Origin of the sequence: Mesorhizobium sp. M0166 (genome assembly GCF_040322255.1) — a bacterium.
GTDB lineage: Bacteria > Pseudomonadota > Alphaproteobacteria > Rhizobiales > Rhizobiaceae > Mesorhizobium.
This window is the reverse complement of sequence record NZ_JAMYTD010000076.1, coordinates 1-10,474: the sequence shown is the minus strand read 5'-3', so window position 1 is coordinate 10,474 and position 10,474 is coordinate 1. Positions and strand designations below refer to the sequence as shown.

The window sequence follows — 10,474 nt, the reverse complement described above, 5'->3', positions numbered from 1 at the left end:
ACTGCGCGAGCGTGAAGTCCTTAAGCTTACCGAGGCCGTCAGGATGCTGACCGAGCTGCAGCAGCAATCTGCGTCAGGTGCATGCGGGTCCGATGCGGAAGGTGGACGGCCTTTATAACGCGCGGCTATCGATTTCATGGCGTGACGTCATTTCCCATTCGCCACGCGGAATTCCATGCTGAGACGGTACCGTGTTCATCCGACGCACAACAGCTTAGTTTGTTCGTGCGGCGACGACATTCTCTTCACCCGCCGACGGAGGAAGTCCGCCATGGTCACTCGCGGTTTCACAGGCCGCCAATCCGGACCAGAACTGTCGGATCGGATTCCCGCGGGACAGCACCTCGTCGACTTCATCTCGGCCTACAACTTCGGCCGCAGGCTCAAAACCCTCAAAGGTCTCACGCTCTATGAGGCCATCTCCAAGGCTTGGGCCACTCAGCCCGAACGCTTCAAGCTTGATCCGCTCCAGCAAATGCGGGGACTAAACATCTAGCTAGCGCTGCTCGTAGACGCGCTTGACACCGGGCCGCGGGGACCATCGAGACATTGGATTCTCCAGCCCTCCCCTCTCCAAGGAGGGCACCTCCGTTAGGCTGCCTTGGCGGGACTGACCGCGGGAAAATCGATCGGGGTCTGCACCGCATTGTTCATGAAGTTGGTCAACAGGAACTGGGCAGTCAGCGCGATCATCTCGACAATGTTGGCGTCGGTCCACCCGGCGTCTCTGACCGCTGCGAACTGTGCGTCGGAAACTTTGCCGCGCGTCTCGATGAGCGCCTTCGCGAACGCCACCGCAGCCTGCCGCTTCGGGTCGCCTGAACGGCCCTGCCGGTTCAGCGCGATCTCCTCTGGGGGTATCTTCGCCAAGTTCATCGAGACGTAGCTGTGCGCGGCAAGGCAGTAGTCGCACCCGTTAGCCTCCGAGACTGCGAGCGCGATCCCCTCCCGAGTCTTCAGGTCGAGGGTCTTCGACACCGGCCCCATCAGGCCAGCCCAACCGCCGAGGGCGTTCGGGCTGATGGACATGAGGCGATAGTGGTTCGGCACGAAGCCGAGCATCTTGTTGGCGTTGTCGAGAATTGCCCGGGATTCGGCGGGCGCGTCGTCGCGCCCCGGAATGGTGATACGGGACATTTTCTTCTCCTGACTCTGGCCGGCTCGGCCTTTGAGCCTCTGAAATAGCCCCTACCGTTCGGCGGCATAATCCGGTAATCGTGAGAAATGGCCTCTCGAAATGTGAGAGAAGATGGACCGGCTTGAAGCAATGTCGATTTTGATAGCCTCGGCCGAGGCTGGCAGTTTCTCCGCGGCGGGCCGGCAGCTCGGAGTCCCCTTACCGACCATCAGTCGGAAGGTCGCTGACCTGGAGGCGCACCTCAATACCCAGTTGCTGGTCCGCTCGACGCGGAAGCTGTCGCTGACCGAGGCGGGGCTCGCGTACGTAGCCGCGTGCAAGCGCATCCTGGAACAGGTCGACGAGGCGGAGTCGCAGGCCGCAGGGGAGTACACCGTCCCGCGGGGAACGCTGGCGATGACGGCGCCGATCGTCTTCGGACGCCTCCACGTCGTACCGGTCGTGAACGAATTCCTGGCGCGCTTCGCCCAGATCAATGTTCAGCTGACGCTCTCCGACCACACGATCAACATTGTCGACGAGCACGTCGACCTGGCCGTCCGCGTCGGCGCGCTGCCCGACAGCACGCTCGTCGCGACGAAGGTGGGCGAGATCCGGCGCGTGGTCTGCGGCAGCCCCGGCTACTTCGCCGCCCACGGCGTCCCGAAAACGCCCGATGACCTGGCCGACCACATGTGCGTGACGTTCACGGCCCTGGCGTCTGGGATGACGTGGATCTTCAACCCGCGCGGCAAGGCGACCAAGGGAGTGCGCCCCTACTGCCGTCTGAGGATCAACACGGCCGAGTCCGCGATCGACGCGGCGATCGCGGGCGTCGGCGTGACGAACGTGCTCTCCTATCAGGTCGCGCGGGCGGTGGCCGCGGGGAAGCTCAGACTCGTCCTGCAGGACTATGAGCCCGACCCGATCCCGGTGCACCTGGTGCACGCGGGACACGCGATCCTGCCCCTCAAGCTGCGGCGCTTCACGGAGTTCGCCGCGTCTCGGCTGCGCAAGTCGCTGGCGGCCGACCTGGCCAAGCTCTCTGCGCCAAAGACCAGCGTCGAAAAGAAGAAGTAGCCACCTCACTCGCGGGCGATCATTCATGCATGACAAAAATAACTCAAACTCGCGCGGAAAGACTACCGGAGCCGCACTGGAAAAGCGATTGTCCCACGGGCAAATTGGGCGCCGAAAAATGTTACTCCAAGACAGACTGGACGCTCTGAAAACTGAGTGCCTCGCCAAGACCCCGCCGAAAGTGACGCTGGTTCGACAACGGGCGGTGGAAGCGCTCGCCGCATCCGGATTGGCCGAGCGGGCCGCGCACGCCGGGGAGCAAGCCCCCGCCTTCCAGTTACGTGACGGCCACGGCCGGTCGTTCTCGTCGCGCGAGGCGCTGCGTCGAGGCCCTGTCGTCCTCGTCTTCTACATGGGGAGATGGTGCCCCTACTGCAACGTCGAGCTCCGGGCGATCGAGTCGGCCTCTCACGACATACGCAGTCTCGGCGCTTCTCTGGTCGTCGTCTCGCAGCAGACGCCTGACAACAGCCTGGAGACGCAGAGGCGCAACGGGCTTTCGTTCGCGAGCTTGGTCGACGCGGGAGGCGAGGTCGCGCACACTTTCGGCCTGCGTTGGAAGGCCTCCGACGAACTGCGTGCCGTCGAGGAGGGCTGCGTTGATCTCGCGGCCTTCAACGGCGATCCGAGCTGGACGTTGACCATGCCCGCCCGATACGTCTTGGCGCCCGGCGGGACGATCGAGTACGCCGACCTCAGCGTGGACTACACGCGGCGGGGCGACCCGTCCGAACTGATCCCGGTCCTCGCTCATATCGCCGCGCACTAGTCTAGCCCGGCTCTCAGAGGCTCCAGAAAGCGTGTCCGTGCGTCCAAACCAATAGACCGGGCCATTCCAACGTATGCCTGCAAGTGGCATCCATGCGCCACGATTACGGCGTGCGCCCTCACGCCGTCGAGTGCACGGCCTCGTCAGTATGGTCGGCGGCAATTCAGCGGAGAAAAACAGGTGGAGCTTCATCAAGTTCGCTACTTCCTCGCCGTCGCGTCCACACGCACGTCGAGCTGCGCGAGGGCTCAGCGGAGAAGCTCGTCGACCTCTTGCTTGAGGGGGAGATCAACGCCGCAACGGTCGGAGACGTGCAGGACATACCCGCCCGCATCGACGACTGGTTGCTGTTCGAGGAGCGCTACGTCGTGGTTCTCGCGCCCACACACCAGCTCGCAAACCCTCCCTCGATCGGCATCGACGACCTCCGCGAGACCATCTTGCTGCAGCGCGCCGGATGCGACGTCGGCCCGAAGATCCTACGGTCGTATTTTCCCGAGGAACCGCCCGTCTCGGCCACTGCAGAGGTCACGACTTGCACCTGCAGCACATGGCGGCCGCGGCAAGGCGGTAGCAGAGCGGCAAGCGCCTTGAACGGAACATGCCTGGAAGCTGCGATTACAAATTGGTCCCCCGGTAAAATGAAGCCTTGGCGCTTCCTCGGGGATCCATCGTTACCGACGCAGACCGAAAGCGAGCGGCTGAGCGCCCATGGGTGATCGCGACAACCAGCGCGCCGCCGACACCTTTTCGTTTGGGCCCTTCTGTCTGATTGCGGCCGAAAGACTGCTGAAGAAGGCGGACGAGCCGGTTCAGCTGGGCGGCCGCGCACTCGACATCCTGATCACGCTGATTGACCGCGCCGGAGACGTCGTCAGCCGGGAGGAATTGATATCGCGTGTGTGGCCGGATGTGACAGTGGAGGAGGCCAATCTCCGTGTCCATATCGCCAACCTTCGAAAAGCACTCGGTGATGGTCGAGACGGCGCCCGCTATATCACTAACGTGCCGGGCCGCGGCTATTGCTTTGTCGCACCCGTCCAGCGCTGGGCGCAAGGCGGCGTGTCTTCGGCTGCCATGGTTAGGCCGGTCAGGACCCAGACGCTGCCCGCGCGCTTGGAGCGGATGATTGGCCGTGACGAAACCATCAAAACCGTGGTTGCTGAAGTGGCTTCCCGGCGGTTCGTCAGCATCGTTGGGCCCGGCGGCGTCGGCAAGACAACCGTGGCGCTCGCGGTCGCGCACGCGATGGCGAGCGATTTCGGCGACGCCGTCTGCTTCGTGGACCTCAGTGCTCTCCACGATGGAGCGCTCGTTGTTACGGCCGTCGCGTCGTTGGTCGGATGCATTAGTCAGACGCAAGACTCGTTGCCGCGACTGTCGGCGTTCCTTGCTGACAAGCGAATCCTTCTGGTTCTCGACAGCTGCGAGCACGTTATGGAGTCCGTAGCCTTGATGACGGAGCATCTCTTCCGCGAAGGGGCGTTCGTACACATTATGGCAACGACGCGCGAAGCGCTGCGGGTCGAGGGCGAGAACATCCATATGCTTCAGCCACTCGACAGCCCGCGAAGCGAGGTCGGCCTGACGGTGGTCGAGGCGCTGGCCTCTCCTGCTGTGCAGCTTTTTATGGATCGAGCAGCGGCCGGCGGATACCGGCACGACCTTTCAGACGAGGAGGCACCCGTCGTAGCGGGCATTTGCCGCAAACTCGACGGGATTCCGCTGGCCATCGAAGTCGTGGCCAGCCGGGCGGGCGCATATGGCGTCAGCGGATTGGCGCAGCTGATCAATGATCGCCTGATACTCCATTGGCGGGGACGGCGCAGCCATCCTCGACATCAGACGCTCCAAGTGACGCTCGACTGGAGCTACAATTTGCTGTCGGAGCCTGAGCAGGCGATTTTTACCACGCTGTCCGTGTTTGTCGGGACGTTCACATTGGAGATGGCGCAAGCCGTCATTGGCGAGCCGGATGTACTGGAAGTCGCAAATGTGATCGCAAGTCTGGTCGAAAAGTCGCTTATCTCGGTCTTTCAGGCTGGAGACGCAAGCTCGTACCGACTCCTTGATACGACACGAGCCTATGCGTCGTTCAAACTGGCACGGCGGGAAGAGGAGAATGCGATCGCTAGACGACATGCCCTCTACTTTGCGGAGCGCCTCGCGCCCATCCGATCCAACATCTTGCAGGATCGAAATCTCTCCTCTTACTCACGTCACGTAGGTGACATCAGAGCAGCACTCGAATGGAGCTTTTCGACGTCGGGCGATGCCTCGGTCGGCGTGGCATTAGGCGCCGAGGCAGCGCCTCTGTTCCTCGGGCTGTCGATGCTGAGCGAGTGTCGGTTCTGGTGCCAGAAGACGATACGTGCATTGGGCGAGGAAGACCGCGGAACGAAGCTCGAGCTGGCTCTGCAACTATCATTGGCAATATCGTCGATCTATGTCCACGGCAACAGCGAAGAGGTGGGAACGGCGCTGGAGCACGGGCTCACCCTTGCCGATTCCTCGGGAGACTCCGAGTACCAATTGCATTTGCTGGCAGGCCTCAATCTCTTTCGCACTCGCCTTGCAGATTTTGGCGGCGCGCTTGCTGCAGCAGAACGCTACGTCGCTGTGGCCAAGAAAATCGGCCGCCCGAGAGAGATTGTGGCGGCCGAGTGGATGCTGGGTGCGAGCTACCATCTGTTGGGAAATCAGGCCTCGGCGCAGCACAGTTATAAAATCGGGTTCGAACGTGCCGCGGCTGCCGGCATAAGGCAGATGCACTCCTATGGTTACGATCACCAGGTGAGGGCATTGATTGGTGACGCGCGCACATTGTGGCTCCGAGGCTTCCCTGACCAGGCGGCCCGACGTGCACATCAAGGCATCGAGGTGGCAGAAAGACAGAACCACCCTGTCTCACTTTGCATCTGCCTTCTCTATGCCATACCGGTGTTTCTGTGGAGGGGAGATCAGCTGATCGCAGAGGACCTCATTGAACGGCTCATCGCTTGTGCGGGCAAGCACTCACTCGCGCCGTACCATGCTGGCGGCCTGGGCTTGCGAGGCGAGCTTATGCTCGCAAAAGGGAAAACAATGCTTGGAGTCGAGGCCCTGCGTACCGCACTGTCTACTCTGCAAGATGAGCGACAATATATCCTCTCATTCGCATTTTCGCGGGCTCTGGCCGAGGGTCTCGCTCGTAGCGGACAGCCGGCTGAAGCGACCACCATCATCGATGCGCTCGTGGCCGACGCTACGCACGACTCTGGGACGTTCGAACTGCCGAACGTGCTGCGAGTCCAGGCGGAGGTGCTGTTGGCAGCGGCGGTAGCGAATTGGCCGGCGGCCGAGACCTCGCTTATAGGTTCGCTTGACTGCGCCCGTGAGCAGTCCGCGCTCGGCTGGGAACTGCGTTCAGCAATCGCATTGTGTCGCTTATGGGTGGATCGTGGGCGCGTGGACGAAGCGCGTCGTCTCCTGGTCGACGTCTACGAGCGATTCACGGAAGGATTCGGGACTGCAGACCTGAGTGAAGCGGAACGCCAGCTTCGAGCACTAGGGGTCCGGCCCCCGCTTTGCTGAGATGCTTGGTCTTGGCAGAATCGTCAACCGTTTTCAGCTAGCGCCCGCCGACAATAGCCCTCACAGGAAATAGCTGCCTGCTGAGAATGCGGCAGGCCGTTTGGCCGCCCGAGGTGAGCATTTACACTTCTTAACACCAATGAACTCGCGGCGAGTCCGGTGTTGCCCCAGTCTTGATATGATCCCTTGCTGTCCGTCGGAGTAATGACCATGTCACGCGGCCCTCTACCACCCTTCACCCAGGGAACTGCGATAAGAAAGGTCCGTGCCGTCGAGGATAACTGGAATAGCCGCGATCCAGCCCGGGTGGCCCGTGACTACACAATCGACTGCTTCTGGCGGAATTGCGTTGAGTTTCTGTCGGGCCGCGCTGCCATCGAGGTGTTTCTCGCACGCAAATGGGCGAATGAACTTGACTATCGGCTTATCGAAGAGCTCTGGGCCTTCACCCACAATCGGATAGCGGTGCGATTCGCATGCGAATACCGTGACGACAGCGGCAATTGGTTTAGAGCCTATGGAAACGAAGATTGGGAGTTCGATCCAGATGGCCTGATGCAGCGGCGCATTGCCAGCATCAATCAACATCCGATCGCCGAAGCAGACCGGATGTTCTCGTGGCCTTTGGGGCGACGGCCCGATGACCACCCTGAGCTTAACGACTTCGACTTTTAGGGCCCATAGCGGCCACATCGTTCAGCTGAACATTCTTTGTAATCGCTACGGCATCTGAAAACAGGGTCCGGTTGCGAGCTCAGGCCTCACACAGCCCGGCGATCATCGGCGGCCGCAGCACCGGCATTACAACTCGACCCCGTCCCCCTCGCGATCGGCCCCCGCAGCGAGGATTTACACTAACTTACGACCATAAACTCGTCTCTCCACGAATACTGCGCGACGTTTCCTCAAGTAATCGGGACACCCGCGGTGAGAGGATATCATGTACTGCAGGAATGGACAGATCGTGTCCGAAGCGCGCAGCGGGACTTCCAGCACCATACCGACAGCGCGCAGCCGGACTTCCAGCACCATACCGACGGGTGGGCAGCCGGCAACATGGAGCATGACCGCAGGGGCAAACCCGCAAATCGCCTGTGATTTTGAGGCAGTGCTCCTCGCCATCGCGGCCCACGACCTGCGGCAGCCCCTCCAAATCCTCCAGAGTATCCATGAACGTCTCGGCATCGGCCATCGAACAAAGTCCGAACTGCGTCTGCTGGAAACAGGACAAGGCGCTGTCGATCGCCTGACCGAACAACTCAATCAGCTTGTTGGCGCTCTCCTCCTCCACGAGCAAGCCAAGGCGATGAACTTCTCGCCCGTTCGCGTCGACCGCTACTGGGGCAGGCGTGCCGTGATAGCTAAGAGAACACGTCGCGAGACGGAGAGCATTCGCTTGGTTCCGACGAGCGATTCGGTCATGAGCAATGCTCTCCGTCTCGGGACTGTTCACGGCAATTTGGTGAGCAACGCCGTCAAGTACACGCGGCCCGGGGGGCGGATTCTCCTGGGGTGCCGTCGTTCAGATCGACGCAGGCAACGGTGTCCCCGACGAGCACATCCAAAGACTCTTCGAGGCGTTCACCCGCGTCACGCAGCGCGATGGTCTCGGCATCGACCTCTTCATCGTCCGCCAAGGCATCAGGATGCTCGGACGTCCCATCGAGGTGAGTTCAGCCGCCTGCCGAGGGTCGCGGTTTTCCATCTTCGCAAGCCGAGCAGAGTGAACTGAAAGCGGAGTTTCGCGATAACCGAACCCCAAGGAGGCCTCTCCTGACGCCGAGTCAGGACCAGCAGCGGCCGCATCTTGGAGAGGGCACAACGCCTGCCGCTCACACCTCCACCGTAATCAAAGGAACAGTAATGACCACCAGGAACAGGAATTGCTGGCTTGAGATCGACCGACGCACGTTTCTCGGGACGACAGGTGCGGCTTCAGCAATGACGCTCTTCGGGCCGGATGTCGGTGAGGCCGCAGGGGGTGAGACAGGACGCGTCGACGTGACGCTGACCGTCAACGGCCAGACGCGGTCGGTCACAATCGATCCGCGCACCTCGCTGCTCGATCTCCTGCGCGAGCGTCTGGCACTTACCGGCGCGAAGAAAGGTTGCGATCACGACCAACGCGACGCATGCACGGTGCATCTGGACGGCTGGCGGGTCGCCACCTGCCTGACACTAGCAGTGCAGACGGAGGGACGTACGATCATGACCATCGAGGAGCTGTCTGGCCCGGACGGTGAGCTCCATCTGATGCAGCGGGCCTTCACCGATCACGACGCGCTGCAGTGCGGCTACTGCACTCTGGGTCAGATCATGGCGACTTCGGCGTGCGTCGAGGGAGGGCATGCCGGCTCGCCCGAACAGACCTGCGAATACATGAGGGGCCATATCTGCCGGTGCGGCGCCTATGCCGGCATCGTCGCGGCGGTCAAGGATACCGCGGTCAAGTTGCGGAGGACCGGCGTCATGAAGCCCTTAGCCGGGCTCTCACTGGCTCCAGAAAGCGTGTCCGGGCGTCCAAACCATAGACCGGGCCATTCCAACGTATGCCTGCAAGTGGCATCTATGCGCCACGATTACGGCGTGTGCCCTCACGCCGTCGAGTGCACGGCCTCGTCAGTATGGTCGGCGGCAACTTGACGGAGAAAAACACATGGAGCTTCATCAAGTTCGCTACTTCCTCGCCGTCGCGTCCACGCTCAACTTCACCCGCGCAGCCGAGCAGTGCAATGTCACGCAGCCTGCCCTGACCAAGGGGGTGCAGAAGCTCGAGCAGGAGCTCGGCGGCCAGTTGATCTACCGCGAGCGCCAGTTGACGCAGCTCACCGACCTTGGGAAGGAAGTCCTTCCGATGCTGGAACGCACACTGGCCGCGGCACAGGCGGTGCGTCGCAGAGCCCAGGAATTCCAACGCAAGGAGGTCGCGCCACTGAAGATCGGCCTCGCCCCCTCCATTTCGGCGTCGCTCGTCCTCGATCCGATCGCGGAGATCGCAAAGTTCGTCCCTGGACTTCACGTCGAGCTGCGCGAGGGCTCAGCGGAGAAGCTCGTCGACCTCTTGCTTGAGGGGGAGATCAACGCCGCAATGGTCGGAGACGTGCAGGACATACCCGCCCGCATCGACGACTGGTTGCTGTTCGAGGAGCGCTACGTCGCGGTTCTCGCGCCGACACACCAGCTCGCAAACCGCCCCTCGATCTCCATCGACGACCTCCGCGAGACCGTCTTGCTGGAACGCGCCGGATGCGACGTCGGCCCGAAGATCCTACGGTCGTATTTCCCCGAGGAACCACCCCACCGCGGGCACTGCAGCGGTAACGACTTGCACCTGCAGCACATGGCGGCGGCTGGCTTCGGCTTGATGCTCGCGCCCGAGCACATGCCGCGCCTTCCGACACTCAAGACCATTCCGCTCGAAGGCGACCCGGTTTCGCGGGAGGTGCGGTTGCTGGCCGTGCAGGGGCGCCGCTACTCGCCGGCGCTGGACGCTTTCATCAAGGTCGCGCGGCTTCGCGACTGGACGGTCGAAGTCCCTCACCAGGGCATACCTCTGGAAAGTCGGGGACATACGCTCTCGTGGAGTGAAGACCGGAGTCAGGCTGCAGCGGATTCCTCGATCGCGTCTTCGGTCGGCATGGCAGTGGCGGACGAGGCGCGCTGCGCCCTGGCACGGTATTCTGACGGGTCGCTGCCGTAGTACCTGCGGAAAGTGCGCGTGAAGCTGCTCCGGCTCTGGTAGCCGGCGCTGATGGCGACCTGGTCGATAGACAGCGCGTTGGCCGCGAGCAGGTCTGCTGCATGGCGCATCCTCACCCGGCGGAGCAATGACATCGGGGACTCTTCGAGAGCGGCGGAAAACCTCGCCATGAAAGCCGAGCGGCTGAGACCGACGGCGTGCGACAGACTCTGGACGGTGTGCGCCACGGACGGGC

Annotated in this window: 10 protein-coding genes and 2 pseudogenes; 9 read left to right on the top strand and 3 right to left on the bottom strand. The window is 62.2% G+C overall.

Features of this window, described 5'->3' with window-relative positions; translation table 11 throughout:
- Positions 1-340: 340 nt before the first annotated feature.
- Positions 341-496: pseudogene (locus NKJ46_RS33940) on the top strand (IS481 family transposase); the annotation flags it as partial.
- Positions 497-591: 95 nt separating this feature from the next.
- Here the strand turns inward: NKJ46_RS33940 and NKJ46_RS33935 are convergent.
- Positions 592-1,137 carry a carboxymuconolactone decarboxylase family protein gene (locus NKJ46_RS33935; RefSeq protein ID WP_352671583.1) on the bottom strand — a complete coding sequence of 182 codons (546 nt, stop codon included), beginning with the start codon at positions 1,135-1,137 and terminating at the stop codon, positions 592-594.
- 112 nt (positions 1,138-1,249) lie between these two features.
- On the opposite strand from NKJ46_RS33935, the gene NKJ46_RS33930 reads away from it, so the two are divergent.
- The 5 genes from NKJ46_RS33930 (at position 1,250) to NKJ46_RS33910 (ending at position 7,214) form a co-directional block, all read left to right on the top strand.
- Positions 1,250-2,197, top strand: coding sequence for a LysR family transcriptional regulator (locus tag NKJ46_RS33930; protein WP_352671580.1), 948 nt, complete (start codon positions 1,250-1,252; stop codon positions 2,195-2,197).
- Between the two features lie 118 nt (positions 2,198-2,315).
- Entirely contained in the window at positions 2,316-2,966 is a 651-nt protein-coding gene (locus NKJ46_RS33925; protein WP_352671578.1) for a peroxiredoxin-like family protein, read from the top strand.
- Positions 2,967-3,058: 92 nt separating this feature from the next.
- On the top strand, positions 3,059-3,685 hold the full coding sequence (locus NKJ46_RS33920; RefSeq protein WP_352671575.1) for a LysR family transcriptional regulator substrate-binding protein: 627 nt from the start codon (positions 3,059-3,061) through the stop codon (positions 3,683-3,685).
- The gene (locus tag NKJ46_RS33915) at positions 3,678-6,539 is read left to right on the top strand and encodes an ATP-binding protein (RefSeq protein ID WP_352671573.1); all 2,862 of its coding nucleotides are present in this window, start codon (positions 3,678-3,680) and stop codon (positions 6,537-6,539) included. Before NKJ46_RS33920 ends, NKJ46_RS33915 begins: the two co-directional genes overlap by 8 nt.
- Positions 6,540-6,749: 210 nt before the next feature.
- Positions 6,750-7,214: a nuclear transport factor 2 family protein gene (locus NKJ46_RS33910; protein ID WP_352671591.1), complete on the top strand. Its 465-nt coding sequence runs from the start codon at positions 6,750-6,752 to the stop codon at positions 7,212-7,214.
- A gap of 800 nt (positions 7,215-8,014) precedes the next feature.
- Here NKJ46_RS33910 and NKJ46_RS33905 read toward each other — a convergent pair.
- Complete coding sequence (locus tag NKJ46_RS33905) at positions 8,015-8,176, bottom strand: hypothetical protein (protein ID WP_352671570.1); 162 nt, start codon at positions 8,174-8,176, stop codon at positions 8,015-8,017.
- On the opposite strand from NKJ46_RS33905, the gene NKJ46_RS33900 reads away from it, so the two are divergent.
- The 3 genes and pseudogenes from NKJ46_RS33900 to NKJ46_RS33890 all read left to right on the top strand — a co-directional run bounded on the left by NKJ46_RS33900 (position 8,099) and on the right by NKJ46_RS33890 (position 10,239).
- Positions 8,099-8,266 (top strand): ATP-binding protein, encoded by a 168-nt coding sequence (locus NKJ46_RS33900; RefSeq protein WP_352671588.1) that lies wholly within the window; start codon positions 8,099-8,101, stop codon positions 8,264-8,266. The genes NKJ46_RS33905 and NKJ46_RS33900 overlap by 78 nt on opposite strands.
- A 214-nt stretch (positions 8,267-8,480) precedes the next feature.
- A pseudogene (locus NKJ46_RS34930) lies at positions 8,481-8,984 on the top strand ((2Fe-2S)-binding protein); the annotation flags it as partial.
- A 211-nt stretch (positions 8,985-9,195) separates the two neighbouring features.
- Positions 9,196-10,239 (top strand): LysR family transcriptional regulator, encoded by a 1,044-nt coding sequence (locus NKJ46_RS33890; protein ID WP_352671564.1) that lies wholly within the window; start codon positions 9,196-9,198, stop codon positions 10,237-10,239.
- On the opposite strand, the gene NKJ46_RS33885 is transcribed toward NKJ46_RS33890, so the two are convergent.
- Positions 10,137-10,409, bottom strand: a complete 273-nt coding sequence (locus NKJ46_RS33885; protein ID WP_352671586.1) for a helix-turn-helix domain-containing protein — start codon at positions 10,407-10,409, stop codon at positions 10,137-10,139. The genes NKJ46_RS33890 and NKJ46_RS33885 overlap by 103 nt on opposite strands.
- Positions 10,410-10,474: the final 65 nt, after the last annotated feature.

Coding starts and splice junctions, on each gene's coding strand:
- NKJ46_RS33935 (WP_352671583.1), bottom strand. CDS start 1,137: ATGTCCCGTATCACCATTCCGGGGCGCGACGACGCGCCCGCCGAATCC.
- NKJ46_RS33930 (WP_352671580.1), top strand. CDS start 1,250: ATGGACCGGCTTGAAGCAATGTCGATTTTGATAGCCTCGGCCGAGGCT.
- NKJ46_RS33925 (WP_352671578.1), top strand. CDS start 2,316: ATGTTACTCCAAGACAGACTGGACGCTCTGAAAACTGAGTGCCTCGCC.
- NKJ46_RS33920 (WP_352671575.1), top strand. CDS start 3,059: ATGCGCCACGATTACGGCGTGCGCCCTCACGCCGTCGAGTGCACGGCC.
- NKJ46_RS33915 (WP_352671573.1), top strand. CDS start 3,678: ATGGGTGATCGCGACAACCAGCGCGCCGCCGACACCTTTTCGTTTGGG.
- NKJ46_RS33910 (WP_352671591.1), top strand. CDS start 6,750: ATGTCACGCGGCCCTCTACCACCCTTCACCCAGGGAACTGCGATAAGA.
- NKJ46_RS33890 (WP_352671564.1), top strand. CDS start 9,196: ATGGAGCTTCATCAAGTTCGCTACTTCCTCGCCGTCGCGTCCACGCTC.
- NKJ46_RS33885 (WP_352671586.1), bottom strand. CDS start 10,409: ATGGCGAGGTTTTCCGCCGCTCTCGAAGAGTCCCCGATGTCATTGCTC.